The organism is Streptacidiphilus jeojiense (genome assembly GCF_000719095.1).
Classification (GTDB): Bacteria; Actinomycetota; Actinomycetes; order Streptomycetales; family Streptomycetaceae; genus Streptacidiphilus; species Streptacidiphilus jeojiensis.
Map to the genome: position 1 here is coordinate 86,005 of NZ_JOEH01000011.1, position 26,667 is coordinate 112,671.

The following is a 26,667-nucleotide window of genomic DNA, read 5'->3' on the forward strand; positions in this document are numbered from 1 at the left end:
GAGGAGGATTCCTGGCTCACGCCGCCTCCGGGGAGTGCCCGCTACGTCGTGGTGCAGCCGGTGGGTTCGCCGGACAGCAGCGTCGTCCTGATCGCCCTCGCCGCTGTGTTGCCCTGCCCGATGGTGGCGTAGGCGAGGCCGAGAACGGAGCGGGCGGGCATCTTGGACGGGTCGATCGTGATGACCGCATCGTTGCCGTCCTGGCGCGGACTGCTGATGACGTCTCCCGGATGGAGTACCTGCGCTCCCGTCCAGGTGCAGGCCGCGTGCGGCGATACCGGAGTGCCCGCGGGCAGCGTGGTGTTGTGGAACGCCGTGGGTACACCGGCCTTGGCGAGCAGAGCCTGCAGCTCGGACTCGTCGAACAGCTGGTGCAGGGTCACGGTGACCTCGCCGGTCTTCGCGTCCGTGTGGACCGAGAATCCGGCCTCGTCCACGTTCACGACCGCGCCGTCGGCGGTCAGGGACTGCCCGGATCCCGCACCAGCCGTGCTGCCCGCCCCATTCGGTCCGGTCAACGCGACGACCAGGCTCACCGAAGCAGCGGCGACACCCAGGGCTCCGAGGGCGGGCATGGCGCGCCTGCGGCGCCGCAACGCCCGGCCGCGGGCCAGGACGTCCTGGACCTCACGTCCACGGCGGCCCTCGTCGAAGGCGGAGCCCACCAGGCCGATCAGGGCGGCTTCGGAGACGCCGCCGTCGTGCTCTTCGAACTCTTCGATCATTTCGCCGGCTCCTGCCGTGTAGTGGGGGCGAGCGCGGTGCCTAGCGCGGCGAGCGCCCTGGAAAGGTGGGTCATGACCGTGCCGGGCGTGACCCCGAGGACACGGGCCGTGGTCCTGGTGTCGAGGTCGAGGAAGATCCGCAGAACGACGACTTCTCGTTGGCGGCCGGACAAGGTCTTGAGCGCCTGCATGACGTGCCGATCGACCTGGAGGTGTTCCGGCGAGCGGTCCTCGGCATCGTGCGAGGGGTCCCACGCCACCTCCCGGCGACGCCGCCGCCACCAGGAGACGTGCGTGTTGAGCGCGGTCCGTACCACCCACGCGCGCGGCGCCGGGTGCCCGCGGACCTTGCGCCAGGAGGCGTAGGCCCGGGCGAACGCCTCCGCTGTCACGTCCTCGGCCAGCGACCACTCGCCCACCACCGCATAGACCGCGCGCAGGCAGTCGGCCCTGGCCTGCTCGTAGAACGCCGCGAAATCCTCGTCCTCTGGTTTCTCGTCCACACCCCTACTACGCATCAGCGGCAGTATCCATTGACGGCATTCACCGACAGTACGGGCCCGTTCCGTGATGACACTTGGTGTCATCACGGGTAGAGTGATGACACCAAGTGTCATCGATGCTCTTCGGAGGTTCCTCCCATGCATGTCTTTGTCACCGGTGCTTCCGGCCACCTGGGCTCCGCGGTCGTCCCGGAACTGCTCGCCGCCGGCCACCGGGTGGTCGGCCTGGCCCGCTCCGACTCCTCGGCCGCCGCGGTCGCCGCACTCGGCGCCGAGGTCCGCCGCGGTGACCTGGACGACCTCGACGGTCTGCGCGAGGCCGCCACGGCCGCGGACGGCGTCATCCACCTCGCCTTCAAGCACGAGGCGATGCGCACCGGCGCCTTCGCCGAGGCCGTGGAGGCCGACCGGATCGCCGTGGAGGCCATCAGCGACGCACTGGCCCGCTCCGGTACCGGCAAGCCCCTGGTCATCGCCTCGGGCACGCTGATGCTCGCCCTCGGCGGCATCAGCGGACGGCCCGGCACCGAGGCCGACGCCCTTCCGGGCGGCCCCCGGACAGACACCGAGAACGCGGTGATCGCGATGGCCGAGCGCGGAGTGCGCTCCTCGGCCGTGCGGCTGCCCCCGCTGGTCCACAGCGACCTCGACCACCACGGCTTCACCCCCTCCCTGATCGGCTTCGCCCGCGCCAACGGCTACTCCGGCTACCCCGGCGACGGCGACAACCGCTGGCCCGCCGGCCACACCCTGGACATCGCCCGACTGTTCCGGCTCGCCCTGGAGCAGGCCCCGGCCGGCTCCAGGCTGCACGCCGTCGCCGACGAGGGCGTGCCGACCCGACAGATCGCCGAGGCCATCGCCCGCAACCTGGACCTCCCCGCGAAGGCCGTCCCGGCCGAGGAGGTACCCGCCTACTTCCAGTTCATGGCCGCCTTCATCGGCCTGGACAACCTCACCTCCGCCGCCCGCACCCGCGAACTGCTCGGCTGGGAGCCGACCCACCCCGACCTGATCACCGACATCGACGCGGGCCACTACTTCGCCCCCGAAGGCGACCGGCAGGCCTGATCCACACACCCGTCCCCCGGCCCTGCTCCGCCACCCTGCTGAATCCGCGGCGCATCCGGGGGACACCCTCCCCTCCGGCACCAGGCCGGTGCCGGCGCCGGGTACGTTGCGCCGGGAGCCGATCGAAGGAGGCGGAGCATGGACCGGACCGTGATCGCGGGACTCGCTGACCTGCGCGAGGACCTGGCCGCGTTCTACCGGGACCTGCACCAGCACCCGGAGCTGTCGCTGCAGGAGACCCGGACGGCCGGCCTGCTCGCCCAGCGTCTGCGCGAGGCCGGCGTCGACGAGGTCGCCGAGCAGGTCGGCACCACCGGTGTGGTCGGCGTGGTGCGCAACGGGGACGGCCCGGTGGTGATGCTGCGCGCCGACTTCGACGCGCTGCCGGTGGAGGAGAAGACCGGCCTGCCCTACGCCAGCCGGGCGCGCGGGACGGACCCCGACGGCCGCGACGTCCCGGTGATGCACGCCTGCGGGCACGACATGCACGCCGCCTGTCTGATCGGCGCCGCAACCCTGCTGGCCGGGGCGCGCGAGTCCTGGCGCGGCACGCTGCTGGTGGTCTTCCAGCCCGCCGAGGAACTCGCCGTGGGCGCCCGCGGCATGATCGACGACGGGCTGTTCGAACGGTTCCCGGCACCGCAGATCGTGCTGGGACAACATGTGGCGCCACTGCCGGCCGGCTTCATCGGCTACGGCACCGGCCCGGTGATGGCCGCCGCCGACTCCCTCGGCATCACCCTGCACGGCCGCGGTGCGCACGGCTCCCGCCCGGAGGCCTCGGTGGACCCGGTGCTGATGGCCGCTCACCTGGTCACCCGGCTGCAGGGCATCGTGTCCCGCGAGGTGCCGCCGGCCGAGTCCGCCGTGGTCACCGTGGGCCGACTGCAGGCGGGCACCAAGGACAACATCATTCCCGACTCCGCCGAACTCGGCGTCAACATCCGTACCTACACCCCGCAGACCCGCGACCTGGTCCGGGCCGCGGTCGAGCGCATCGTCCGCGCCGAGTCCGCGGCCGGCGCCGCCGTGAGCGAACCGACGCTGACCTGGTTCGGCAGCACCCCGGCGCTGGTCAGCGATCCGACCGCGACGCAGACCACGATCGCCGCCTTCACCGAGCACTTCGGCGAGCAGCGGATCCAGACCATGCCGCTGGTGAACGCGAGCGAGGACATCGGCGTGTTCGGCGAGGCGCTCCAGGTGCCGACCGTCTTCTGGTTCTGGGGCGGACTGGACCCCGAGACCGTCATCACCGCGATGCAGGAGGACCGGTTCGACCAGATCCCCGGCAACCACTCCCCCTTCTTCGCGCCGCTGGTCGAACCCACCCTCAGCACCGGCGTCGAGGCCCTCACCCTGGCCGCGCTGACCTGGCTCGACACGCCCTGAGCCTGAGCCTGACCCAGGCCCAGGCTCGGGCCCGGGCCCGAGCCCGAGCCCGGTGTCAGTCCGTCCCGGTCCAGCGCGGGAGGTCGCTGCCCCAGCGGGTCGACGCCCGGGCCCAGGTCCCGGGGCCGCCCTCGTAGTTGACGGGCGGGAGGGCGTACCTCAGCCGGCCGTAGCCGGAATCCGTCTCCGCCAGCCAGCGTTCGGGGTCCGGGTCACCCGCCGGCACCGGTGTCTTCTTGATCCCGCGCACCAGCCAGGCCGCCGTTCCTGCCAGCGAGAACTGCAACTCAGTACCAGAGCCGGTCAGTTGACGCTCAGTCAGAGCACGGAGCACCGCGGCGGCAAGCAGATAGCCGGTGCCGTGGTCCAGTGCCTGGGCGGGCAGCACCCCGGGACTTCCGCCGCCCGGCATTCCGTCGCCGTCGCCGCGCTCGATGGCGGCGATGCCGCTCGCGGCCTGGACCAGGCTGTCGAAGCCGCGCCGCTGCGACCACGGCCCCGACCGGCCCCAGGCGGAGAGGTGGGCGACGATCAGGCCGGGGCGGCGCTCCAACAGGGCCGCCGGGGACAGCCCGTGCCGGTCCAACGCGCCGGGACGGTAACCGGTCACCACCACGTCCGCCGTGTCGAGCAGGGTCTCGAAGGTCTGCCGGTCCTGGGCCGCGGTGAGGTCCAGCAGCGTGGAGCGCTTGCCCATCCCGGTGTCCGTGTGGGCGTCCGCGTCCTCGCGGAGCGACGGCGTGTCGACGCGCAGCACGTCCGCGCCGAGCAGGGCGAGCGTGCGGGTCGAGACCGGTCCCGCGATCACCCGGGTCAGGTCGAGCACCCGGACCCCGCTCGCGGGCAGCGGCCCCGGTGGCAGCACCCGGGGAGCCGCTCCGCCCGCCCCCGACGTCCGATGCATCGTCACCAGTGGCCGGTCGTCCAGCAGTTGGGCTCCGTCCTCGGCCGACCGCGCCACCGCGACGGCCAGGCCGCCGCGGGCGTAGACGTCCTCCTGGACCGAGCGTGCGGGACGCGAGGCCAGGGTCCGCGCCAGCGTCCGTGCCAACTCCTGGTCGTCGCCGGTGTCCGGGATGCCCACGGCGTCCAACAGGCGGGCGCGGTGGTGCGGGTAGTTGGCGTGGGTGCGCACCCAGCCGTCGTCCGCGCGCCAGAAGCCGGACAGCGGCGCGAAGGACACGGCGGCCCGGCCCTCGATCCGCAGGTGGCGCTCGCTGACGAACGCCGCCGCCACCGCACCCTCGTTCACCCGCACCGCCGGAACGGGAGTCCCGTTGCGCCCGGCCAGCAGCTCCGCCGCCGCCAGCGAGCAGACCCCCACGCAGGCCCGCGCCAGCTCACGCACGGGCAGTCGGGCCGGCAGGACGTTGCCCGCCCCCTGGTAGGAGACCCCGGCCGCCAACTCGGCGCGGCCTCCCAGTGCGTCCCAGGCGTCAACGGTCGCGGCATCGTCTGTGCACGTCATGCCGCAATTCTGGCGGACGGCGGCCAGCGGCCGGGCGCGGGGGCCCGGGTCGCCAGGTCACTCGCGCAGTTCGGCGACCTCGGTCGAGTCCAGCACCCGGGCGATGCGCCACAGGCCGATCCAGCTCTCCGGGAAGGCGGACTCCTCGACCAGCGCGGCGTGCACCCGAGGGTCGGGGTCGGCGCAGGCGTCGGCGCAGACCGCGACCTGGTAGCCGGTGTCGTACGCCCAGCGGGCGGTGGACAGCACCGTGCCCGAGGTCGCCACACCGGCGATGACCACCCGTTCGACGCCGGCCGCCCGCAGCCGGGCGTCCAGGTCGGTGCTGGCGAACGCCCCCATGGTGGACTTGCCCAGCACCGGCTCGTCGCCCACCGGGCCCAGCAGCGGGTGCAGTTGGCCGAGCATCGCCTCGTGGACGACGTGGAACACCGGCAGTCCCGCGCCCCGCGCCGACGCCAGTGCGTTCGCGGCGTTCGCCGCGACGTCGGCGTCGTGGCTGAAGTTCTCCACGATGTAGGTCGCGAAGTCCAGCGCGAGGAACGCTGTCCGCGCCGGCGCGGTCCGATCATCCATGGTCATCCGGTCTGTTCTCCCTCGGCGAGGACGTCCGGGCGCTCAATCGGAGAGTGCGCCCCGGTTAGGTCGGTCACGCTAGCATAATCGGAGACAGCGCCCCGGTTGTACCCCGATCAGTCGGACGTCAGGACGGAGACCCACGTGCAGGCCGAGCAGAGACCGCTGCGCGCCGATGCCCGCCGCAACCGGGAACGGTTGCTGGAAGTGGCCCGGCAGGCCTTCGCCGCCGAGGGGCTCGCCGTCCCGCTGGACGAGATCGCCCGCCGGGCCGGGGTCGGTCCCGGCACCCTCTACCGGCACTTCCCCACCAAGGAGTCGCTGTTCGAAGCCGTCGTCCACGCGCGCCTGCGGCACCTGGTGGACCAGGCCCGGGACCTGCCCGAGGACGGCGGCGACCCCGGGGCGGCACTGTTCCTGATGCTGGACCGCATCGTCGCCGACGCGACCGCCAAGGCCGACCTGGTCGACGCCCTGGCCGGCGCCGGCGTCGAGGTCCGGACCGCGGTCGCCGGCTCGGCCGCGGACCTGCGCGCCGAGATGGGCCGGCTGCTGGCCGCGGCCCAGCAGTCCGGCACCGTCCGCGACGACATCGACACCGCCGACCTGATGACCGTCCTGTCGGGCGTACTGCTCGCCCTGCGCCACCCGGCCACCCGGGTCACCGACCCCCGACGCACCCTGGCCATCCTCCGCGACGGCCTACGGGCCGTGCCCGCGGTCAGCCCGGCTCGGGGAGCGAGCCCCGCCCGGCGGTCTCGGACCGGTGCCGGGTGACGACCAGCGCCAGCACCGCGACCAGGACCGCCCCGGTGGCCAGGCTCATCGGGCCGGTCCCCAGCTGCAGCCCGTCGCCGTAGGGCGCCGGGACTCCCAGCCAGTCGGCGAAGGACGCACCCAGCGGACGGGTGATGGTGTAGGCGAACCAGAACGCGAAGACCTCGTTGAACCGCAGCCACTTGTACCCGGCAGCAGGCACCAGGATGACCGCGAGGAACACGAAGGTGGACGCCAGGGTGCCCAGGCCGAGCGGTCCGGCCACGAAGTCACCGGCCGCCGTTCCCAGCGCGAAGGTGAAGATGACGGTCAGCCAGTAGAACATCTCGCGTGCACGGGTGTTGATGGAGTGCATGTCCAGGGTCCGCTGGCTGCCGTACCAGCCGGCGAACACCACCGCCTGCAGCACCAGCAGCATCAACGTGGAGCCCCACAGCGGCATCCCCAGGTCCTGGTTCAGGTAGTCCGCCGACATGGTGCCGAAGATGCTCACGGCGGTCACCGTCAGCCAGTAGACGACCGGGGTGTACGTCCTGGTGGACACCTGCGCCACCAGGCAGCCGGCCAACAGTGCCATCGCCATCAGAATGGCCGCGTTCCGGCCGATGTAGTCGTTGAAGAAGACGTAGTCGGAGAATGCCTCACCGAATGCCGTCGTCCCCAGCTTCGCCACCCAGAAAATGAGCGTGACTTCCGGAACCTTCGTTGCCGTGCCTTGTTTCATGAGTGCTTTTCTCCTCTGTCGGCCCGCGGTTCGACGTGGCTCCGGCGGGGTGCACCGAAGCGTACGAAGCCGACCCGGACCTGGGGATCAGCCGATCGTCATCATTTCCCGGCAGCTGTAAGACCTTTGGATGACACAGCCCCGGGCCGAGCGCTGCCCGGAAATGTGTAGGACCTTTGTCTGACGGCACGACGGAAGAACGCCGGTACGCTCGGAACGGTGAATTCCCTCAGCCCAGCCCTGCGCTCCGCCGCCCGGTCGCGCCCGGCGCTCGCCCCGGCCGCGCTGGTCCCGGCGATGCTGGCCGGGCCGCCGTTGATCTGCACCGTCGCCTCGGTCCACGAACTGCTCTACGACCACGCCGACGCACTGCGCTGGGTGCTGGCGATGGCGACGGTCTGGCCGCTGCTGCTGCGGCACCGCGCACCTGTGGCGGTCTTCTGGTTCTGCTGGGCGGCGGCGCTGGGCTCCGTGGCGCTCGGATCCGTCTCGGTTCCCGCGTTCGCCGTCCTGGTAGCGCTCTACACCGTGGCCGCCCACCGGAGCACCCGGTACTCGCTGGCGGCCGCAGCGGCCAGCGAGGTCGGGGTGGTGCTGCTGGCGGTGCAGATCGCCCCGGCCGGCAGCGTCAACGACGGAGTGATCATCCTCACCGGCCTCGCCGCCGCGGTGTTCCTGCTCGGCACCACCATGCGGGCCCAGCGCCGCTACCTGGCCTCGGTCGAGGACCGCGCCCAACGGCTGGAACAGGAACGGGTCCAGCAGCAGCAGCTCGCCGCCGCCTCCGAGCGCACCCGGATCGCCCGGGAGATGCACGACATCGTCGCGCACGGCCTGGTGGTCGTCATCGCCCTGTCCGAGGCGGCAGCGGCCACCGCCGGCACCGATCCCGAGGCCGCCCGCGGCCAGATGCTCCAGTCCGCGTCCACCGGACGGCAGTCCCTGGCCGGGATGCGCCGCCTGCTGGGCATGCTGCGGGCGGACGACGGCGTGGACCGCGCACCGCAGCCGGACCTGGAGGCACTGCGGGGCCTGGTCGAGGAGACCCGCCGCACCGGTCTGGACGTCCGGCTGACCGAGACCGGCAGCAGGGAGACCCTGAGCACGGCCGCGCAGACGACGCTCTACCGGATCGTCCAGGAGTCGCTCACCAACGTGGTCAAGCACGCCCCCGACGCGTCGAAGGCCGAGGTGCTCCTGGACTGGGGCACCGACCGGGTCCGTTTCGCCGTCACCGACGACGGACGGCGCACGTCCGGCGGCACCGGCGCACTGGCGCCCACGACCGGCGCCGGGAATGGGCTGACCGGGATGCGGGAACGCGTGGCGATGTTCGACGGCGAGCTGCGGGCCGGTCCCACCGCGACCGGCTGGGCGGTCACCGGCGAACTGGGACTGGAGGAGGCGCGATGACGGTCTCGGTCCTGCTCGCCGACGACCAGGCACTGGTGCGGATGGCCTTCCGCACCCTCCTCAACACCATGCCGGGCATCACCGTCGTCGGTGAGGCCGCCAACGGCGACCAGGCAGTCGACCTGGCCCGGCGCACCCGGCCCGACGTGGTCCTCATGGACGTCCGCATGCCCGGCACCGACGGCATCGAGGCGACCCGGCGGATCACCGCGGAAACGGCCTCCCGCGTGCTCATCCTCACCACCTTCGACCTGGACGACTACGCCTTCGACGGACTGCGCGCGGGCGCCTGCGGCTTCCTGCTCAAGGACGTGGTCCCGGCCGTGCTGAGCGAGGCGATCCATGCCGTCGCCTCCGGGGAGGCCGTCCTCACCCCGCGGATCACCCGCGGCCTGGTGGACCGCTTCGCCCGGATCGCTCCCTGGCCCCGCGACCAGCAGGCGAGCACCCGCTTCGCCCAGCTGACCCCGCGCGAGCAGGAGGTCTTCCGCCTGATCGCCTCGGGCCTGAGCAATGCCGAGATCGCCGACCGACTGTTCCTGACCGAGGCCACGGTGAAGACCCACATCACCCGCATCCTCGCCAAGCTGCAGCTCCGCGACCGGGTCCAGGCCGTCATCTTCGCCTACGAGCACCAGCTGCGCGGCCAGGCCGACTGACCCGGCTCTGCGAGACCGGGGTCTGCGAGACCCAGGTCACATCCGGCCACGTCACATTCGGCCGGGCTGTCCTGTCGAAAGGGTGTAGCCAACGCAGAGCAAAGCAGAGGAGTTCGCCACCATGGACGCTCGACTGAACCTGTTCGCCAACCCCGTCGGAGCCCAGGCCCTGAAGTACATCAACTCGGCCGGGAAGGTGATCGCCGACTCGCCGCTGCCGACCTCCACCCAGGAACTGGTGAAGCTGCGCGCCAGCCAGATCAACGGCTGCGGCTTCTGCACCGACATGCACACCAAGGAGGCCGAGCACGCCGGGGAGACCTCGCAGCGCCTCAACCTGGTCGCGGCCTGGCGCGAGGCCACCGTCTTCACCGACGCCGAGCGCGCCGCGCTGGAGCTGACGGAACAGGGCACCCGGATCGCCGACGCCGCCGGCGGCGTCACCGACGACACCTGGGCCAACGCCGCCAAGCACTACAACGAGGACCAGCTGACCGCACTGGTGTCGCTGATCGCCCTGATCAACGCCTACAACCGGGTGAACGTCATCGTCCGGCAGCCGGCCGGCGACTACCAGGTCGGCATGTTCGGCTGACCCGCCCCCGAATCCGCACCGGACCCGCTCGCCCCCACCGCGAACGGGTCCCGCCGCGCCCGCCCAGCGACCGGGCGCGGCACCCGGACTACTGCCCGGCGGGCTGCTGGGCCGGCGCTCTTTCCGGTACAGCCGGGCCGTCTCCGGGCACCAGGGTGTGACCAAGCCCTCAGTCGCCTCCGTGAGCCACCCCACACCGCCGCCGTGCAGCCCTTGCGGCGCCTGGGGTGGCACCGGAAGGTCCCGGCGTGGCGGGCCGAAGGTCCCTGTTGCCGCCGCCGGTCGGATGTGACCTTGGAAGAGAGGAAACGGGCGCTTCCGTCGCCCGTGATGAGAGCCCGGCCGGTTCCCGGCCGCCGCGTCGGCCGTGAGCCGCGCTGCCAAGCCCGTCCGAGGGCGGCTCTCCGGCGCCGGCTGAGCCCCTTCCGCCTCCTGCAGCAGTGTGCGTGCACCACGCCGTCCCGATTCCGGGGCCGGCCATGCCTGCTGCCCGGTGCCGCTCCCCCGTCCGAGCATTGGAGCGACATGCCCTCCCACGTCCGCCTGTCCGCCCGACCGACCGCAGGCCTCGCCGCCTACCTCGTGCTCGCCACCACCGCCACTCTCGGCACGGTCGTGGCCGGCAGCGGTCAAGCCGTGGCTGCCGGCACCGCCACCGGCGGCAAGCAGACGGCCCAGCACGGCACCCCGGCCACGAGCGGGTCCAAGGCTGCGACCAGCACGGCGGCCAAGACCCAGTCCAAGGCCGCGGCCAAGCCGGCGAGCAAGGCTGCGGCCAAGCCGGCTGCCAAGCCGGCTGCTAAGGCCGCGACCACCACGGCCGCGAAGACGGTCAGCTACCCGGACACCCTGGACGGCTGGATCGCCGAGGCCCGCGCCGTGCTCGCCGCCAACGGCGACCACGTCCCCTCCGCCGAGTCGATCAAGGCCCGGGCCATGACCGAGTCCTCCGGCAACCCGGACGCCGAGAACCACTGGGACTCCAACGAGAGCCTGTACGGCGGCACTTACGGCCTGCTGCAGACCATCAAGCCGACCTTCGCGCAGTGGGCGCTCCCGGGCCACACCGACATCATGGACCCGGTCGACTCGATCATCTCCGGGGTCCGCTACGCCAACGACCGCTACGGCAGCTTCGAGACCATCGCCTACACCAAGGCCGGATACTGACCATCCGCCAGTTCACGGGCGGCGCACAGCAAATTTCAAGATCCACTCTGTGCGCCGGAGTGACGTACTGCCGACGCGTCAGGTTCATGGGAATGTCACTCCGCGTGGACAGGGTAACGGCGTTCACCGCCCCCCACCCTGCCCGCTGAAAGGCACCCTGCCCCCATGAGTGGCAAGCTTCCGCACGTCTCCGCCCGGCCGGCCACTGCCCCGGCGTCCGCCTCCGCCCGGCTCAACCGCCGGATCCTGGCCGGGGGCGCCGTCGCCGGCGCGCTCGTACTCGGCGCGATCGTCGTGCCCGCCGTCGCCAACGCGACCACCAGCACCACCTTCGCCGCGGGCGACCTGGTCGTCTACCGCGTCGGCGACGGCAGCACCTCGCTGAGCGACAACGCCGCGCCGGTCTTCCTGGACGAGTACTCCCCCGCCGGCGCGCTGGTGCAGTCCATCGCCCTGCCGACGAGCGACAGCGGCAGCAGCCACGAACTGACGGCCTCGGGCAGCGCCGCCTCGGAGGGCGAGATCACCCTCTCCGCCGACGGCCGCTACCTCATGGCCCCCGGCTACCACAAGGCAGTGGGCACGGACAGCGTCGCCACCACCGACGACGTCACCGTCGCCCGGGTCGGCGCCGACGGCGGTGTCGACACCTCCACCGTGCTCAACGAGTTCGCCGACGACAACAACGTCCGCGGCGTGGCCAGCACCGACGGGAGCAGCATCTGGGTCTCCGGCGCGGCCGGCGGCATCGGCTACAGCACTCTGGGGTCCAGCAGCTTCACCCAGTTGACGGACGAGAACCTGCGCGAGGTCCAGGTCCTCGGCGGGCAGCTGTACGCCTCCTCCAGCAAGGACGGCATCGGCGTCTCCACCGTGGGCAGCGGCACCCCGACCACGGCCGGCCAGTCGCTGACCAACCTCCCCGGCAGCCCGGAGAGCAGCGGCGACCCGTACAACTACGTGCTGCTCAACCTCTCCGGCACCACCACCCCGGACACCATGTACGTCTCGGACAACAGCGCCGGCAAGATCTACAAGTTCAGCCTGGTCAGCGGTGTCTGGACGGCCGAGGGCAGCAAGAGCCTGTCCAATGTCGTGGACCTCACCGGCTCGGTGGTCGACGGGCAGGCAGTGCTCTACGCGACGGGCAGCGGTTCCTCCGGGACCAGCGGCACGCTGTCCAAGGTCGTCGACTCCAAGGGCGCGGGCGTCTCCATGTCCGGAACGGTGACGACCCTGGCCAGCGCCGCCTCCAAGGAGGCCTTCCGCGGCGTCGCCTTCGCCCCGGGCACCAGCACCGACAGCACGGCCAGCGCCTCCGCGACCGCCTCCGCCTCGGCGAGCGCGAGCGCCTCCGCGTCCGCGTCCGCGTCCGCCAGTGCCTCCGCCTCCGCGAGCGCCAGTACCTCCCCCAGCGCCAGCGCCTCGGCCTCCGCCAGCGCCTCGGCCACGCCCACCGGCAGCAAGACCCCGACGATCAGCCTCAGCACCGCCACCCTGCTGGGCGCCGTCAGCAACACCAGGAACCCGACCGTCACCGTCACCGTCGGCGACGCCTACTACGGCGCGAGCGCGGTCACGCTGACCGCCAAGTCCTCCAGCACCAGCGTGGTGCCGACCGCCAACATGGTCTTCTCCGGCAGCGGCGCGACCCGCACCCTGACCGTCACCCCGGCCAAGGCCGGCTACGCCACCATCACCGTCACGGCCACCGCCACCGACGGCAGCACCAAGACGGCCACGCTGGCCTACGCCGCCTCCATCGCCGACTCGGCCGACCCGGCCGCCGACTACTACTCCGGCATCGGCAACGCCTCGGCGATGATCGACGTCGGCGGCGGCTACTACGTCGTCGGCGACGACGAGACCGACGTCCTCTACCTGTACCAGCAGGGCGTCACCGCGCCGGTGAAGACCTACGACTTCACCTCACAGTTCCCCAACGGCGACACCGAGATCGACATCGAGGCCGCGGCCAAGGTCGGCAACCGGATCTACTGGACCGGATCGATGAGCAACAAGGACAGCGGCGACCTGGCCCCGGCCCGCAGCACCGTCTTCGCCACCGACATCACCGGCTCGGGCGCCTCCACCGCGCTCAGCTACGTCGGCGCCTACAGCGGCCTGCGCACCGACATGATCAACTGGGACGCCTCCAACGGCAAGACGCTGGGCCTGGCGGCCTCCGCGGCCGACGGCGTCGGCGGGCACACCACCTCCTCCTTCAACGTCGAGGGCCTGGAGTTCGCCCCCGGCTCCACCAGCACCGCCTACTTCGCCTTCCGCGCCCCGCTGGAGAGCACCTCGGCCCGCACCAAGGCCCTGGTCGTCCCGGTCACCAACCTGGACCAGTTGGTCACCGGCGCGGCGACCACCGCCACCTTCGGCAGCGCCGTCCAGATGGACCTGGGCGGCCTGGGCATCCGCGACATCCGCAAGAACGCCGACAACCAGTACGTGATCCTGGCCGGCACCGCCAACGGCGACAACGACGAAGCCGCGCTCTACTCCTGGGACGGCGTCGCCGCCGACGCCCCGGTCAAGGACGCGGTCACCCTGCCGACGCCCGAGGGCGCCTGGGAGGGCATCGGCGCCGTCCCGGACCCGCTGGCCGCCGGCAGCTCGCTCTACCTGATCCAGGACGACGGCGACACCGCCTGGTACAACGACGGCGACACCTCCAAGTCCGGACTGACCGCGCAGTACATGAAGTTCCTCGGCGACACCGTCACCTGGAAGTAGTCCCGCACCGCGACGGCAACGGAACGCCCCGGACACCGCCCGGGGCGTTCCGGCGTCCGCGCCTGCCTCACACTTCGGTGTGCTGTTCCGTCGAACCGGTGAGCACTGCCGAGACCGAGGGAGTCCAGGAGACGATGAGCACGCCATCCGAGCCGCAGGAGCACGGGACCGATCCGGGCCTGGACGCGATCATGAGCGAGCGGCGCAGACTGATCGGCATGGCCTACCGGCTGCTCGGCTCGCTGGCCGACGCCGAGGACGTCGTGCAGGAGACCTACGCCCGCTGGTACGCGATGTCCCCCGAGCGGCAGGAGGCGGTCCGCACCCCCGCCGCCTGGCTGACCACGGTCGCCGGCCGGATCTGCCTGGATCTGCTCGGCTCGGCGCGGGCCAGGCGGGAGAGGTACGTGGGCGAGTGGATCCCGGAGCCGCTGCCCGGCGGCCCGGAGTGGATCAGCGGCTGGTCCGGCGGCGGCACCGCCGCCGACCCGGCCGACCGGGTCACCCTGGACGAATCGATCAGCATGGCCTTCCTGGTCGTGCTGGAGTCGATGACCCCGGCCGAACGCGTCGCCCTGGTCCTGCACGACGTGTTCCGCTACTCCTTCGCCGAGGTCGCCGAGATCGTCGGCCGCTCTCCGGCGGCCTGCCGCCAGTTGGCCTCCTCGGCCCGCCGCCGCATCCGCGATTCCCGTGGCCCCCTCACCGCCCCGGCCCGACAGGCAGACCTGGTACGGGACTTCAAACAGGCCTGGCAGGCCAAGGACCTCAACGCCCTGATCGGCCTGCTCGACCCCCAGGCCGTCGCCACCAGCGACGGCGGCGGCCTGGCCACGGCCAGTCCCCACCCCGTCCAGGGCGCGGAGCAGATCGCCCGCTTCTTCGTGGACCTGTCCGCCCGCGCCGAGCGGGAGTCCGGGCTGACCCTCGCGGTGCGCACGGTCAACGGCCAGCCCGGTCTGGTGGCCCATCAGGACGGCACCACGGTGGCCGTGTTGGCGTTCGAGATCGCGGGCGACCGGATCCGGCGCATCTGGGGCGTCCGCAACCCCGAGAAGCTCCGCCACTGGCCGGCCGACTGAGGCTCAGACCGCCACTCCCGCCACTCCCGTCAACAGTCGAAGACGGACCAGCAGATCTCGTTACGCAACCGCTGATCGTCCAGGACGAGTTCGCGAATCGCCTCCGGGAGCTGCTCGCGCTGCCAACGGCATTCGAGCCCGCCGGCTCTCTCGCCCTCCCCTGCAGGGGCCGCCGCACGCACGGCCTTGATCGCGTAGGCTGCGGCGCCGAGCTCGTGCGCGGCGACATGCGCCACCACCGCCGCCTGGCCGGCGGCGAAGGCGGCGTGGCGCGCTGCTCCGCCCAACTCTCTTGCCGCAGCCATGGCATGGCCACCCGCCGCGCGGGACTGGGACATCCTGATCTCGCCGCGGGCCCATGCCCGAACCTGCTCGATCGCCTCGCGGGGCCGAGGGTCCGCGGGCTGCACCGACTCGAAGAGGTGCAGAACGTGCTCCGCACACCTGGCGGCCCACAGGGCCAGGAGCTGATGGTCGGAGTCCGTCAGCGTCCCGCCACGGCGGATGGTGGTGAAGCGGGGGTCGCGAACTCTGGGAAGGATCATGTCGTTCCAGGGGATCGGCTGCGCGCACAGGACGACGGTGTCCAACGCAGGGGTGATCAGAGGGTCACGGTCTTGTACTCAAGGTAGGTGTTCAGGCCAGCGAAACGCACGGCGGCCCACGGGCCGGAGGGCGACGGCGAGGACGCCGACACCCCGAGCAGGCGGGAAGCGACAGCTAAAACGCTTGGACTGGCCGGGCGCCGTCGCGGGAGACTGCGGTTCCGGCCCCCGTAGCCGCGCCGGTGCGCGGCCATGACTTCGTGCGAGGGCTTCACAGGCATGCCCTGCTGCCCGGAGCGGCACCCGCGGGGCCGCCGCTCGACACCTCGGGGGGAGTGGGATGGAATCGCCCGCAGTGCGCGACGACTCGCCGCGCAGAGGCTCGATGCTCCTCGCATTCAAGTACTACGGACAGGAGTTGGCCCGCAGGCGGTGGATCACCGCGCCGGCGATGCTGCTGCCGGCACTGGGCAACATCGGCATCAACTACATCGCGCCGCTGGTCGTCGCCAAACTGGTGGCCCGTATCGCCGGCGACCAGGCGGTCAGCGTTGGCTCCACGCTGCCCTATGTGCTCGCCTTCGGCGGCGTCCTGTTACTCGGGGAGACGCTGTGGCGGTTCGGGATGCACTTCATCAACCGCCTGGACGCCCTGGGCATCGAGCACCTGTACGTGATCGGTATGGACGAGCTGTTCGCCAAGGACGCGGCGTTCTTCCACGAGAACTTCGCCGGTTCGCTGACCAAGCGGATCCTGAGCTTCGCCTCCCGTTTCGAGGAGTTCGTCGACACGATGACCTTCTCGGTCCTGGGCAGCCTGGTCCCGCTGCTGTTCGGGTCGGTGGTGCTGTGGCAGTACCAGCCGCTGCTGGTGGTCGGCCTGCTGGCGATGATCGCGGTGACCGGACTGTGCGCGCTCCCGCTGATCCGGCGCCGCCAGGCCCTGGTGGACCAGCGCGAGGAGGCGATCGCCCGGGTCTCGGGCCATGTCGCCGACAGCCTGATGAACATGGACACGGTCCGGGCCTTCGCCGCCGAGGAGCACGAGGCCGCCGAGCACCGGTCCCGGGTGGCGCAGTCGCGGCGGCTGTCGCTGCGGTCCTGGGACTACGGCAATCTGCGCATCGACACGCTGGTCGCGCCGATGTCGGTGCTGACCAACGCGCTGGGCCTGCTGCTGGCGGTCGCGCTCGCCGGACACGGCCGCGGGGTGGAGTCGGTCGTGGTCGCCTTCACCTACTACAGCAACGCGACCCGGATCATGTTCGAGTTCAACCAGATCTACCGCCGGCTGGAAAGCTCGATGACCGAGGCCGCGCAGTTCACGGAGCTGCTGCTGACCGCGCCGACCGTACTCGACCCGCCCTCCCCGCAACCGCTGTGCTCCGGCGGCGGGAGCGGCGGTACGGGCGCCGACGTCCGCTTCGAGCGGGTGACCTTCTCCCACGCCGGCGCCGAGCCGCTGTTCGAGGAGCTGGACCTGGCCGTGCCCGCCGGCTCGCGGATCGGCCTGGTCGGCCGCTCGGGCGGCGGCAAGACCACGCTCACCCGGCTGCTGCTGCGGATGACCGACATCGACACCGGCCGGATCCTGATCGGTGGTCAGGACATCAGCCGGCTGCGCCAGGCCGATCTGCGCAGCCTGATCGCCTACGTCCCGCAGGAGCCGGCGATGTTCCACCGCACCCTGCGGGACAACATCGCCTTCGCCCGTCCGGAGGCCACCGATGCGGAGATCCGCCGCGCGGCCGAGGCGGCGCATGTCACCGAGTTCGCGGACGCGCTGCCGGAGGGCTTCGGGACCATGGTCGGCGAACGCGGCGTCAAGCTGTCCGGCGGACAGCGCCAGCGGGTCGCCCTGGCCCGGGCGATCCTGCGCGACGCGCCGATCCTGCTGCTCGACGAGGCGACCAGCGCGCTGGACTCGGAGAGCGAGATCCTGGTCCAGGAGGCGTTGTGGCGGCTGATGGAGGGGCGCACCGCGCTGGTGGTGGCCCACCGGCTGAGCACGGTGGCCACCATGGACCGGCTGGTGGTGCTGGACCGGGGACGGATCGTCGAGCAGGGTACGCACCAGGAGCTGCTGGAGGCGGACGGCGCCTACGCCAAGCTGTGGCAGCACCAGTCCGGGGGCTTCCTGAGCGACACCCCGGTCCAGGCCGACCTGCGCTGAGCCCGCCGGGCGGGGCGGGCGGGGCGGGCCTGGCGGGGAGCCGGCGCGGTTGGTTTGCGGCCTCCTGGGGCCGATGTCCCGGTCCTCGGCCACCCGGTTCGCCGGGTCGATATGGAGTAGCGGCCGTGGGAGTGGCACACTCTGGGAAGAAGAGTTAGCGGTCGACATAACCAATAGGTGTTCTGCATTGTCGACCGCATCCCAGCGGAGGTGTGATGCCCGGCCCGATCCAGTCGCTCGAGCGCGCGGCGGCCATTCTGCGGCTGCTCGCCGGGGGCGAGCGCCGACTCGGCCTGTCCGAGGTGTCAGCCTCCCTGGGCCTGGCCAAGGGCACCGCGCACGGAATCCTGCGCACCCTCCAGCAGGAGGGCTTCGTCGAGCAGGACCCGGAGAGCGGCAAGTACCAGCTCGGCGCGGAACTGCTGCGGCTGGGCCAGAGCTATCTGGATGTGCACGAATTGCGGGCCCGCGCCCTGGTCTGGGCCGACGACCTGGCCCGGGCCAGCGGCGAGACCGTCTACCTGGGAGTGCTGCACCAGCACGGGGTGCTGATCGTCCATCACGTCTTCCGGCCCGACGACAGCCGGCAGGTGCTGGAGGTCGGCAGCATGCAGCCGCTGCACAGCACCGCGCTCGGCAAGGTGCTGCTGGCGCACGACCCGGTGGCCCGCGGCGAGCTCGACGACTACCCGCCGGAGAGTTTCACCTCGCGGACCCTGGTCGACCTCGCCGCCATCGACGAGGAGTGCGCGCTGACCCGCGAGCGCGGCTGGAGCGCTGCGGTCGAGGAGACCTGGGCGGGCGTGGCCTCGATCGGCGCGCTGATCCAGGACCGCCGCCGCAATCCTGTGGGTGCGGTGTGCATCAGCGGCGCGGTCGAGCGGGTGTGCGAGGCCGGCGTGGTGCGGCCGGAACTGGTCGTGGCGGTGCGCGAGGCGGCCCGGGCGATCTCCCGTGACCTGGGCGCGGCCCGGTTCTGAGGCCGCGGGATCCAGCGGAACCCGATGCCCTGAGGGCAGGACGGGTTGGCCTGCGCGTGGGCAATTTGTCCCGGTTTATTGGTGTCTAGCGGGCTTTTTCGCCTATGGGTGATGGTCTTGACGTAAGCCCGGACAGAGGGAAAACTGCCGCATGGCGGTCGACAATGTCGAACATTGTTCACGGCAGCCGCACCACAGGCCCTCTCCCACCCACAGGGGCACGGACAAAGGAGTCGTTGTGTCCAACGGCCACATCTTCGTAGGCGAGCTCATCGGCACCGCCCTGCTGATCCTGCTCGGCGGCGGCGTCTGCGCCGCCGTGACGCTCAAGAGATCCAAGGCGTTCGGCGCCGGCTGGGTCGCCATCGCCTTCGGCTGGGGATTCGCCGTGATGATCGCGGCGTACGTCTCGACCCACCTCTCCGGCGCGCACCTCAACCCCGCGGTCACCCTGGCCATCGCCGTCAAGAGCGGCGCATGGAGCCAGGTCCCGGTCTACCTCGCCGGGCAGATCCTCGGCGCCATGCTCGGCGCCTTCCTGGTCTGGCTGACCTACCTGGGCCAGTTCCAGGCCAACGAGGAGCCCACTTTGGGCATCTTCTCCACCGGCCCGGAGATCCGTAACCCGATCCAGAACCTGGTCACCGAGATCATCGGCACACTGGTGCTCTGCATCCTGATCCTCACCGAGGGACTGACCCCGGGCCTCGGCCTGTCCGGCATGGGCGTACTGATCACCGCCCTCGGCGTGGTCGGCATCGGCTTCTCGCTCGGCGGCCCCACCGGCTACGCCATCAACCCGGTCCGCGACCTCGGCCCGCGCATCGTCCACTCCCTGCTGCCGATACCCAACAAGGGCGGCTCCGACTGGGGCTACGCCTGGATACCGGTGGCCGGCCCGCTGATCGGCGGAGCGCTCGCAGGCCTGCTCTACAACGTCGCCTTCTGACCCTGCCGCACCCACGCCGCACCCCGCCGCACCCCTGCCGCACCCCCGTCCGCTCCCCACCCGCCCCGACCCAGAGGACCAAGCCGTGACCACACTGTCCAATGGCGGCCAGTACATCGCCGCGATCGACCAGGGCACCACCTCCAGCCGCTGCATCATCTTCGGCGCGGACGGCCGCATCGTCGCCGTCGACCAGCAGGAGCACAGCCAGATCTTCCCCCAGCCCGGCTGGGTGGAGCACGACGGCGCCGAGATCTGGACCCGGGTCCAGTCCGTGGTCGCCGGCGCCCTGGAGAAGGCCGACCTGACCAAGGCGGACATCCGCGCCATCGGGATCACCAACCAGCGCGAGACCACCATCCTGTGGGACCGCCACACCGGCGAACCCGTCCACAACGCCCTGGTGTGGCAGGACACCCGCACCGAGGCGCTGTGCAAGGAACTGGGCCGCAACGTCGGCCAGGACCGCTTCCGCCGCGAGACCGGACTCCCGCTGGCCAGCTACTTCGCCGGCCCGAAGATCCGCTGGCTGCTGGACAACGTGGACGGGCTGCGCGAGCGCGCCGAGGCCGGCGACATCCTCTTCGGCACCATGGACAGCTGGGTCATCTGGAACCTGACCGGCGGCGTCAACGGCGGCGTGCACGTCACCGACGTCACCAACGCCTCGCGCACCATGCTGATGAACCTGGCCACCCTGGAGTGGGACGCCAAGATCCTGGAGTCGATGGGCGTCCCGGCATCGGTGCTGCCGGAGATCCGCTCCTCCGCCGAGGTCTACGGCCACGCGGTCGGCGTGCTGGAAGGCGTCCCGGTCGCGTCCGCGCTGGGCGACCAGCAGGCCGCGCTGTTCGGACAGACCTGCTTCGACAAGGGCGAGGCCAAGAGCACCTACGGCACCGGCACCTTCCTGCTGCTCAACACCGGCGAGAAGGCCGTCAACTCCTACCACGGGCTGCTGACCACGGTCGGCTACCGGATCGGCAACGAGAAGCCGGTCTACGCCCTGGAGGGCTCCATCGCGGTCACCGGCTCGCTGGTGCAGTGGTTCCGCGACCAGCTCGGCATCATCTCCACCGCCGCCGAGATCGAGACCCTCGCCAACACCGTCCAGGACAACGGCGGCGCCTACATCGTCCCGGCCTTCTCCGGCCTGTTCGCACCGTACTGGCGCTCCGACGCCCGCGGCGTCATCACCGGCCTGACCCGCTACGTCACCAAGGGCCACCTGGCCCGCGCCGTGCTGGAGGCCACCGCCTGGCAGACCCGCGAGGTCGTCGACGCCATGGCCAAGGACTCCGGCGTCACGCTCACCGCGCTCAAGGTCGACGGCGGCATGACCAGCAACAACCTGCTGATGCAGAACATCGCCGACGTCCTGGACGCCCCGGTCGAGCGGCCCTTCGTGGCCGAGACCACCGCCCTGGGCGCCGCCTACGCGGCCGGCCTGGCCGTCGGCTTCTGGCCGGACCTGGACACCCTGCGGGCCAACTGGCACCGCGCCGCCGAGTGGACCCCGCGCATGGACGAGGCCACCCGCGACCGCGAGTACAAGAACTGGCTCAAGGCCGTGGAACGCACCATGGGCTGGATCGAGGAGGACCAGCCCTCGGCGTAACAGCACCGGTACGGGGTGGGACGGGCCCACACCCACGGGCGCCGTCCCGCCCCGCACCGACGGAGCACCACTTCTGAGACACCCTTCCTTGAGAGGAGCACGGCAGGCCCCGCGCCAACCCGCGGCCCCGCCGGACCAGCTGATGAACACCATCCCGACCCTGGGCGCCAACCACTCCGCCAGCCGCGCGCAGTCGCGGCACCTGCTCAGCAGCGCCACCTACGACCTGCTGGTCATCGGCGGCGGCATTCTCGGTACGGCGGTCGCCTGGACCGCCGCCCAGTCCGGGCTGAAGGTCGCCATGGTCGACGCCGGCGACTTCGCCGGGGCCACCTCCAGCGCCTCCTCCAAGCTGGTCCACGGCGGGCTGCGCTACCTGCAGACCGGTGCGGTGAAGCTGGTCGCCGAGAACCACAAGGAGCGCCGGGCCCTGGCCACCGACGTCGCCCCGCACCTGGTCAACCCGCTCACCTTCTTCGTGCCGGTCTACAAGGGCGGACCGCACAGCGCCCCCAAGCTCGGCGCGGGCGTCTTCCTCTACTCGGCGCTCTCCGCGTTCCGCGACGGCATGGGCCGCGTCTCCACCCCCGCGCACGCCCTGCAGCAGGTCCCCGCGCTCAAGGCGGAGGGGCTGCGCTCGGTGGCCGTCTACGGCGACCACCAGATGAACGACTCCCGGGTCGCGGTGATGACCGTGCGCGCCGCGGTCGACTCCGGCGCCGTGGTGCTCAACCACGCCGAGGTCACCGGGCTGCGCTTCACCGGCGGCCGGGTCACCGGCGCCGACCTGCGGGACCGCCTGGACGGCAGCGAGTTCGGGGTCAACGCCCGCCTGGTGCTCAACGCCACCGGCCCCTGGGTGGACCACCTGCGCACCATGGAGGACGCCGGCTCCGCGCCCAGCATCCGGCTGTCCAAGGGCGCCCACGTGGTGGTCAAGCGCCGCGCCCCCTGGCACGCCGCGCTGACCATACCCATCGACAAGTACCGGGTCTCCTTCGCCATCCCCTGGGAGGACCACGTCCTGCTGGGCACCACCGACGAGGAGTACACCGGCGACCCGGCCGACGTGCGGGCCACCGACGCCGACATCGACCAGATCCTGGGCGAGGCCGGACACGCGATCAGGGACGAGCACCTGGACCGCGACCTGATCACCTACTCCTTCGCTGGCCTGCGGGTGCTGCCCGGCGGCCCCGGGCAGACCGCGGCGGCCAAGCGGGAGACCGTGGTCACCGAGGGCCGCGGCGGCATGCTGTCGGTGGCCGGCGGCAAGTGGACCACCTACCGCCACATCGGCCGAGTGGTGCTGGACAAGCTGGCGCACGTCTCCGGCACCGGTCTGGCCGAGGACATCTCGGCGATCCCGCGCACCGTGCCGCTGCCCGGCGTCGCCAGCCCCAACGCGGTCGCGCACCGGCTGCTGGTCGACCGCGAGCCGGGCACCAGGATCGACCCGCTGGTGGCCCGCAACCTGGCCACCCACTACGGCACGCTGTCCTTCGAGATCGCCCAACTGATCGCCGACAACCCCGAACTGGGCCGCCCCATCCACCCCGACGGCCCCGACGTCTGGGCCCAGGTCGCCTACGCGGCCGCGCACGAGTGGGCACAGACCCCCGACGACGTGCTGCGCCGGCGCACCACCATGGTCGTGCGCGGCCTGGACACCCCCGAGGTCCGCGCCGAGGTGGAGGCCTACCTGGCCGCGCACCACGTGGACTGACGGGGCCTCTGGTCCGGGCGGCTGGACCGGCCTCCTGCGCGGGAGGGGAGCAGCAGGAGGCGAACGGGCGGGTGACGCACAGTCACCCGCCCGTTCCGCATGGCGTCTGTCCGTCTGCCTGACCGTCCGTCACACCCGCTCCGTAGGACTTCCGTAAGCAGCTCCAGCCCCACAAGGGGCCCTCCGACGCAGTGTCATGGATACGCGCACCAGACACAGCCGGACCGGCAGGACGCACCCGTCCCGCCATGCATCGGAGATGTGAGCGGATGACCTACACAACCAGAGCGTCCCACGGGGCCCACAGCGCCCGGCGGACACCGCGCCCCACCGGCCCGCAGCGCGGCGGCCGCTGGCTGCGGGCCCTGTTCGGCGCGCTCAGCGGGATGGTGGCCGCCTTTGCCTCGCTGGCGGTCGCCGAACTGGCGGCGGTGGCCGTGCGTCCGCAGGCCAGCCCGGTGACGGCGGTGGGCGAGTCGGTCATCGACCGGACGCCCGGGGCGCTGAAGGACTACGCGGTCCGCAACTTCGGGACCAACGACAAGCTGATGCTGCAGCTGGGCATCCTGGTCCTGCTGGCGCTGTTCGCGCTGGGGCTCGGGCTGCTGGCGCTGCGGTGGCGCCGGGTCGGCTCGGCCGGCGTGCTCGCCTTCGGCCTGCTCGGAGCGGTCTCGGCGATGTCCCGCCCCGACGCGCAGCACTATGACGCGCTGCCCTCGGTGGTCGGCGCCGTGGTCGGCGCGGCCGTGCTGTACCTGCTTGCCGGACGGCTGGCCGCACAGCCCGCCGCGCCCTGGCAGGACGACGCGCTGGGCGAGCCACCGCTGGGAGGCGGGAGCCCGGTCTCGGACACCACCTTCGACCGCCGCGGCTTCGTGGTGCTGGCGCTGTCCGCCTCGGCGGTGTCCGCCGGGGCCGGACTGCTGGGCAGCAAGCTGAACGCCGCGGGCACCGAGCAGGCCGCCGCCTCGCGCGCCGCGGTCAGCATCCCCACCCCGCGCGCCACGACCAGCGCGGCGCCGGTGGGCGTGGACCTCAAGGTCCCCGGGCTCAGCCCCTTCATCACCCCCAACCCGTCCTTCTACCGGGTCGACACCGCCCTGGTGGTCCCGACCGTGGACGCCAACACCTGGCAACTGCGGATCCACGGGACCGGCGTCACCAAGGAACTGACCATCGGCTACAAGGAGTTGGTGGCCCGCGGCGTCATCGACCGCGACATCACCGTGATGTGCGTCTCCGACGAGGTCGGCGGCTCCTACATCGGCAACGCCCGGTGGACCGGCGTTCCGCTGGCGCCGCTGCTGCGGCAGGCCGGGGTCGTGCCCCCGTCCAAGGGGGGACCGGCCGACCAGCTCGTCGCCCGCTCGGTGGACGGCATGACCATCGGCACCCCGGTGGAGGCGGTGATGGACGGCCGTGACGCCATGCTCGCCGTCGGGATGAACGGCGAACCGCTGCCCTTCGCCCACGGCTTCCCGGTCCGCATGGTCGTGCCGGGCCTGTACGGGTACGTCTCGGCCTGCAAGTGGGTGACCGACCTGGAGCTGGCCAAGTTCACCGACTTCGACGCCTACTGGTCCAAGCGCGGCTGGTCCGCGCAGGCCCCGATCAAGACCGAGTCGCGCATCGACACCCCCAAGAGCTCCGGCAAGCTCACCGCCGGGAAGGTGGCGGTGGCCGGCGTCGCCTGGGCCCAGCACAAGGGCATCGCCAAGGTGGAGGTACGCGTGGACGGCGGCGCCTGGCACACCGCCGACCTGGCCGCCCAGGACACCATCGACACCTGGCGCCAGTGGGTCTGGCAGTGGCCGGCCACCTCTGGCTCGCACCGTCTGGAGGTGCGTGCGACCGACCGCACCGGCTACGTCCAGACCGAGCAGAAGGCCGTACCCCGGCCCAACGGCGCGACCGGCTTCCACAGCGTGACCGTCAAGGTCGCCTGAGCCGACAGGCAGTGGCAATGGCAATGGGTACGAATCATCCGTATGATCCCGGCACCCAGCCTCGCGCCCTGAAAGGCCCTCATGACCCGCATCCTGCTCACCGGTTTCGAGCCCTTCGGCGGCGAGGACATCAATCCCTCGTGGGCCGCCGTCAGCCTGCTCGCCGACGACCCCGGTGTCACCGCCGTACTGCTCGACTGCACCTTCGACTCCGCAGCCAAGCAGCTGCTCGCTGCGGTTGAGCGCACCGATCCGGACCTGGTCGTCTGTGTCGGGCAGGCCGGCGGTACGGTCGGCATCGAGCTGGAGCGGGTCGCGGTCAATCTCGACGACGCACGGATCCCGGACAACGCGGGCCGGCAGCCGGTCGACGAGCCGATCGAACCCTCGGGCCCGGCGGCCTACTTCAGCTCGCTGCCGGTCAAGGAGTGCGTCGCGGCGGTGCGCGCGGCAGGGCTGCCGGCCTCCGTCTCCAACAGTGCCGGTACGTACGTCTGCAACCACATCGCCTACACGCTGGCGCACCTGATCGCCACCGAACGCCCCACCCTGCGCGGCGGCTTCGTCCACGTGCCGTACGCCCCGCAGCAGGTCCCCTCCGGCAACCAGCCGTCCATGGCGGTGACCGACGCCGCCAACGGCCTGCGCGCCGTGGTCGCGGCCGCGCTGGCCTGACCGCAGCGCCGGCGCTAGCCGTCGGCCAGGCGGAAGAACAGGTCGGTCTCCCATTTGGTGGTGTCGGGCTGTTCTCGGGGGTCGGTTCGGTAGCTTTCCAGCCGGCAGCCCCACCGCTCGCCTTCCTCGCCCGGAGTCGTGTCCCAGCGCAGGCCGGCTGCGGCGGCCCAGTCCAGCAGGAGGGCGGTGGCGCCGACGAGTTGGTCGGGGCTGCCGACGTGGGTGAAGGTGGCGTAGCGGCCTGCGGGTAGCACGCCCGGCAGCAGGTCGCCGGAGGCCGGTACCGGTTCGGCGACCGGGACGCCGGCCTCGATCTCCAGTTCCCCCTCCATGTCGATCACGTTGTACTTGAGGAACGGCGGTCCAGCGGGGACGATGCCGAGGGTGCCCAGCCGGGCGAAGACCTCCGGGATGCGGTGCGCGATGGTCCCGACGTTCGCCATGGTGACGGTGGAGCGGACGGCGGCGTAGGGCTGGGCCGGGCGTTCGACGATTCTCGGCGGCTCGTGCGCCGCAGGCGTGGTGGTCATGACGCCGTGCCGCCGAAGTCGACGTCCTTGGCCACGACGGTGCCAGCCGTGCGGCCGGGAGCCTCGTGGTGGGTCCAGTAGAGGTTGGTGTGGGCGATGACCAGTTCCGGCGGCGGCGCGCCCCACTCGGTCTGGTCCTCGGTCGTGTGTGCGTCGCTGACCAAGGTGGCGTCGTAGCCCCGGACGATGGCGCCGTGCAGGGTCGAGCGGATGCACTGGTCGGTCTGCGCGCCGACCACGATCAGCCGGCCGATGCCCCGTTCGGACAGCACGCTCTCCAGGGTGGTCTCCTCGAAGGAGTCGGCGTAGTACTTCTCGACCTTCGGCTCGGCCTCGTCCGGGGTCAGTTCGGCGACGATCCGCCATGGGTCGCTGCCCCGCGTCAGCCGCTCGTCCGTCTGCTGGACCCAGACCACCGGTACTTGCTCGCGCCGTGCCTTGTCGACCAGCGCGCCGATGTTGGCGACCACGGCGTCGCGCTCGTAGTTGCCCTGGACGACGCCGCTCTGCACGTCGACGACGACAAGGGCGGTGTTCGGCCGGTTCTCCAGTGTGGTCATGGTGGTGTCCCCCTGCTCTCGGCTGCCCTGCTCGGGTTTCGACCACCCTAGACCGGGCCACTGACAAC

At 71.7% G+C, this 26,667-nt stretch carries 24 protein-coding genes; 16 read left to right on the forward strand and 8 right to left on the reverse strand.

The features are described 5' to 3' along the window. Positions 1–41: 41 nt before the first annotated feature. Together IF29_RS0116495 and IF29_RS0116500 are read right to left on the reverse strand one after the other, a co-directional pair. Positions 42–725: a hypothetical protein gene (locus IF29_RS0116495; RefSeq protein ID WP_030255052.1), complete on the reverse strand. Its 684-nt coding sequence runs from the start codon at positions 723–725 to the stop codon at positions 42–44. Then, positions 722–1,228 (reverse strand): sigma-70 family RNA polymerase sigma factor, encoded by a 507-nt coding sequence (locus tag IF29_RS0116500; protein WP_030255055.1) that lies wholly within the window; start codon positions 1,226–1,228, stop codon positions 722–724. Before IF29_RS0116500 ends, IF29_RS0116495 begins: the two co-directional genes overlap by 4 nt. A 138-nt stretch (positions 1,229–1,366) precedes the next feature. On the opposite strand from IF29_RS0116500, the gene IF29_RS0116505 reads away from it, so the two are divergent. Together IF29_RS0116505 and IF29_RS0116510 are read left to right on the forward strand one after the other, a co-directional pair. Then, positions 1,367–2,299: an SDR family oxidoreductase gene (locus IF29_RS0116505; RefSeq protein WP_030255057.1), complete on the forward strand. Its 933-nt coding sequence runs from the start codon at positions 1,367–1,369 to the stop codon at positions 2,297–2,299. A 138-nt stretch (positions 2,300–2,437) separates the two neighbouring features. Further along, positions 2,438–3,691, forward strand: coding sequence for an amidohydrolase (locus IF29_RS0116510; protein WP_030255059.1), 1,254 nt, complete (start codon positions 2,438–2,440; stop codon positions 3,689–3,691). Between the two features lie 55 nt (positions 3,692–3,746). Here IF29_RS0116510 and IF29_RS0116515 read toward each other — a convergent pair whose 3' ends face one another. Together IF29_RS0116515 and IF29_RS0116520 are read right to left on the reverse strand one after the other, a co-directional pair. After that, complete coding sequence (locus IF29_RS0116515) at positions 3,747–5,159, reverse strand: CoA transferase (RefSeq protein ID WP_030255061.1); 1,413 nt, start codon at positions 5,157–5,159, stop codon at positions 3,747–3,749. A 57-nt stretch (positions 5,160–5,216) separates the two neighbouring features. Then, positions 5,217–5,741: a cysteine hydrolase family protein gene (locus tag IF29_RS0116520; protein ID WP_030255064.1), complete on the reverse strand. Its 525-nt coding sequence runs from the start codon at positions 5,739–5,741 to the stop codon at positions 5,217–5,219. A gap of 138 nt (positions 5,742–5,879) precedes the next feature. On the opposite strand from IF29_RS0116520, the gene IF29_RS0116525 reads away from it, so the two are divergent. Further along, a complete protein-coding gene (locus tag IF29_RS0116525; RefSeq protein WP_030255067.1) occupies positions 5,880–6,512 on the forward strand; it encodes a TetR/AcrR family transcriptional regulator in 633 nt (210 codons plus the stop codon). Here IF29_RS0116525 and IF29_RS0116530 read toward each other — a convergent pair. Further along, positions 6,457–7,185 carry a COG4705 family protein gene (locus IF29_RS0116530; RefSeq protein ID WP_232242181.1) on the reverse strand — a complete coding sequence of 243 codons (729 nt, stop codon included), beginning with the start codon at positions 7,183–7,185 and terminating at the stop codon, positions 6,457–6,459. The genes IF29_RS0116525 and IF29_RS0116530 overlap by 56 nt on opposite strands. A gap of 270 nt (positions 7,186–7,455) precedes the next feature. Here IF29_RS0116530 and IF29_RS0116535 point away from each other — a divergent pair, with 270 nt between their 5' ends. The 6 genes from IF29_RS0116535 to sigJ all read left to right on the forward strand — a co-directional run bounded on the left by IF29_RS0116535 (position 7,456) and on the right by sigJ (position 14,897). Then, positions 7,456–8,649 carry a sensor histidine kinase gene (locus tag IF29_RS0116535; RefSeq protein ID WP_051725402.1) on the forward strand — a complete coding sequence of 398 codons (1,194 nt, stop codon included), beginning with the start codon at positions 7,456–7,458 and terminating at the stop codon, positions 8,647–8,649. Beyond that, positions 8,646–9,308, forward strand: coding sequence for a response regulator (locus IF29_RS0116540; protein ID WP_030255076.1), 663 nt, complete (start codon positions 8,646–8,648; stop codon positions 9,306–9,308). Before IF29_RS0116535 ends, IF29_RS0116540 begins: the two co-directional genes overlap by 4 nt. Positions 9,309–9,429: 121 nt before the next feature. Then, positions 9,430–9,903 (forward strand): carboxymuconolactone decarboxylase family protein, encoded by a 474-nt coding sequence (locus tag IF29_RS0116545; protein ID WP_030255077.1) that lies wholly within the window; start codon positions 9,430–9,432, stop codon positions 9,901–9,903. Positions 9,904–10,428: 525 nt separating this feature from the next. After that, positions 10,429–11,073, forward strand: coding sequence for a transglycosylase SLT domain-containing protein (locus IF29_RS43625; protein WP_051725403.1), 645 nt, complete (start codon positions 10,429–10,431; stop codon positions 11,071–11,073). Positions 11,074–11,238: 165 nt separating this feature from the next. After that, entirely contained in the window at positions 11,239–13,815 is a 2,577-nt protein-coding gene (locus IF29_RS44950) for a DUF3616 domain-containing protein (RefSeq protein ID WP_051725404.1), read from the forward strand. A 134-nt stretch (positions 13,816–13,949) separates the two neighbouring features. Continuing rightward, complete coding sequence (gene sigJ, locus IF29_RS0116560; protein WP_030255082.1) at positions 13,950–14,897, forward strand: RNA polymerase sigma factor SigJ; 948 nt, start codon at positions 13,950–13,952, stop codon at positions 14,895–14,897. Between the two features lie 29 nt (positions 14,898–14,926). On the opposite strand, the gene IF29_RS0116565 is transcribed toward sigJ, so the two are convergent. Then, positions 14,927–15,442 carry a putative immunity protein gene (locus tag IF29_RS0116565; protein ID WP_030255084.1) on the reverse strand — a complete coding sequence of 172 codons (516 nt, stop codon included), beginning with the start codon at positions 15,440–15,442 and terminating at the stop codon, positions 14,927–14,929. Positions 15,443–15,827: 385 nt separating this feature from the next. On the opposite strand from IF29_RS0116565, the gene IF29_RS0116570 reads away from it, so the two are divergent. The 7 genes from IF29_RS0116570 to pcp all read left to right on the forward strand — a co-directional run bounded on the left by IF29_RS0116570 (position 15,828) and on the right by pcp (position 25,509). Then, a complete protein-coding gene (locus IF29_RS0116570) occupies positions 15,828–17,615 on the forward strand; it encodes an ABC transporter ATP-binding protein (protein ID WP_030255085.1) in 1,788 nt (595 codons plus the stop codon). 215 nt (positions 17,616–17,830) lie between these two features. Next, on the forward strand, positions 17,831–18,595 hold the full coding sequence (locus tag IF29_RS0116575; protein WP_030255087.1) for an IclR family transcriptional regulator: 765 nt from the start codon (positions 17,831–17,833) through the stop codon (positions 18,593–18,595). Positions 18,596–18,833: 238 nt separating this feature from the next. Next, positions 18,834–19,544, forward strand: a complete 711-nt coding sequence (locus IF29_RS0116580; RefSeq protein ID WP_030255089.1) for an MIP/aquaporin family protein — start codon at positions 18,834–18,836, stop codon at positions 19,542–19,544. A gap of 85 nt (positions 19,545–19,629) precedes the next feature. Continuing rightward, complete coding sequence (gene glpK, locus IF29_RS0116585) at positions 19,630–21,162, forward strand: glycerol kinase GlpK (RefSeq protein WP_030255090.1); 1,533 nt, start codon at positions 19,630–19,632, stop codon at positions 21,160–21,162. A 142-nt stretch (positions 21,163–21,304) separates the two neighbouring features. Beyond that, positions 21,305–22,888 (forward strand): glycerol-3-phosphate dehydrogenase/oxidase, encoded by a 1,584-nt coding sequence (locus IF29_RS0116590; RefSeq protein ID WP_030255093.1) that lies wholly within the window; start codon positions 21,305–21,307, stop codon positions 22,886–22,888. Positions 22,889–23,274: 386 nt separating this feature from the next. After that, complete coding sequence (locus IF29_RS0116595) at positions 23,275–24,834, forward strand: molybdopterin-dependent oxidoreductase (protein ID WP_084714422.1); 1,560 nt, start codon at positions 23,275–23,277, stop codon at positions 24,832–24,834. Between the two features lie 81 nt (positions 24,835–24,915). After that, on the forward strand, positions 24,916–25,509 hold the full coding sequence (gene pcp, locus IF29_RS0116600) for a pyroglutamyl-peptidase I (protein ID WP_030255098.1): 594 nt from the start codon (positions 24,916–24,918) through the stop codon (positions 25,507–25,509). A 14-nt stretch (positions 25,510–25,523) separates the two neighbouring features. Here pcp and IF29_RS0116605 read toward each other — a convergent pair whose 3' ends face one another. After that, positions 25,524–26,039: a GyrI-like domain-containing protein gene (locus IF29_RS0116605; RefSeq protein WP_030255101.1), complete on the reverse strand. Its 516-nt coding sequence runs from the start codon at positions 26,037–26,039 to the stop codon at positions 25,524–25,526. After that, on the reverse strand, positions 26,036–26,599 hold the full coding sequence (locus IF29_RS0116610; protein ID WP_030255104.1) for an isochorismatase family protein: 564 nt from the start codon (positions 26,597–26,599) through the stop codon (positions 26,036–26,038). The genes IF29_RS0116605 and IF29_RS0116610 overlap by 4 nt, the downstream gene beginning before the upstream one ends. Positions 26,600–26,667: the final 68 nt, after the last annotated feature.

Excerpts from the sequence above, each read along its gene's own strand:
- IF29_RS0116495 (WP_030255052.1), bottom strand. The coding sequence starts at position 725 with ATGATCGAAGAGTTCGAAGAGCACGACGGCGGCGTCTCCGAAGCCGCC.
- IF29_RS0116575 (WP_030255087.1), top strand. The coding sequence starts at position 17,831 with ATGCCCGGCCCGATCCAGTCGCTCGAGCGCGCGGCGGCCATTCTGCGG.
- IF29_RS0116540 (WP_030255076.1), top strand. The coding sequence starts at position 8,646 with ATGACGGTCTCGGTCCTGCTCGCCGACGACCAGGCACTGGTGCGGATG.
- IF29_RS44950 (WP_051725404.1), top strand. The coding sequence starts at position 11,239 with ATGAGTGGCAAGCTTCCGCACGTCTCCGCCCGGCCGGCCACTGCCCCG.
- IF29_RS0116545 (WP_030255077.1), top strand. The coding sequence starts at position 9,430 with ATGGACGCTCGACTGAACCTGTTCGCCAACCCCGTCGGAGCCCAGGCC.
- IF29_RS0116505 (WP_030255057.1), top strand. The coding sequence starts at position 1,367 with ATGCATGTCTTTGTCACCGGTGCTTCCGGCCACCTGGGCTCCGCGGTC.
- IF29_RS0116605 (WP_030255101.1), bottom strand. The coding sequence starts at position 26,039 with ATGACCACCACGCCTGCGGCGCACGAGCCGCCGAGAATCGTCGAACGC.
- IF29_RS0116515 (WP_030255061.1), bottom strand. The coding sequence starts at position 5,159 with ATGACGTGCACAGACGATGCCGCGACCGTTGACGCCTGGGACGCACTG.
- IF29_RS0116590 (WP_030255093.1), top strand. The coding sequence starts at position 21,305 with ATGAACACCATCCCGACCCTGGGCGCCAACCACTCCGCCAGCCGCGCG.
- IF29_RS0116570 (WP_030255085.1), top strand. The coding sequence starts at position 15,828 with ATGCTCCTCGCATTCAAGTACTACGGACAGGAGTTGGCCCGCAGGCGG.
- pcp (WP_030255098.1), top strand. The coding sequence starts at position 24,916 with ATGACCCGCATCCTGCTCACCGGTTTCGAGCCCTTCGGCGGCGAGGAC.
- IF29_RS0116610 (WP_030255104.1), bottom strand. The coding sequence starts at position 26,599 with ATGACCACACTGGAGAACCGGCCGAACACCGCCCTTGTCGTCGTCGAC.
- IF29_RS0116595 (WP_084714422.1), top strand. The coding sequence starts at position 23,275 with ATGGTGGCCGCCTTTGCCTCGCTGGCGGTCGCCGAACTGGCGGCGGTG.
- sigJ (WP_030255082.1), top strand. The coding sequence starts at position 13,950 with ATGAGCACGCCATCCGAGCCGCAGGAGCACGGGACCGATCCGGGCCTG.
- IF29_RS0116510 (WP_030255059.1), top strand. The coding sequence starts at position 2,438 with ATGGACCGGACCGTGATCGCGGGACTCGCTGACCTGCGCGAGGACCTG.
- IF29_RS0116565 (WP_030255084.1), bottom strand. The coding sequence starts at position 15,442 with ATGATCCTTCCCAGAGTTCGCGACCCCCGCTTCACCACCATCCGCCGT.
- IF29_RS43625 (WP_051725403.1), top strand. The coding sequence starts at position 10,429 with ATGCCCTCCCACGTCCGCCTGTCCGCCCGACCGACCGCAGGCCTCGCC.
- IF29_RS0116520 (WP_030255064.1), bottom strand. The coding sequence starts at position 5,741 with ATGACCATGGATGATCGGACCGCGCCGGCGCGGACAGCGTTCCTCGCG.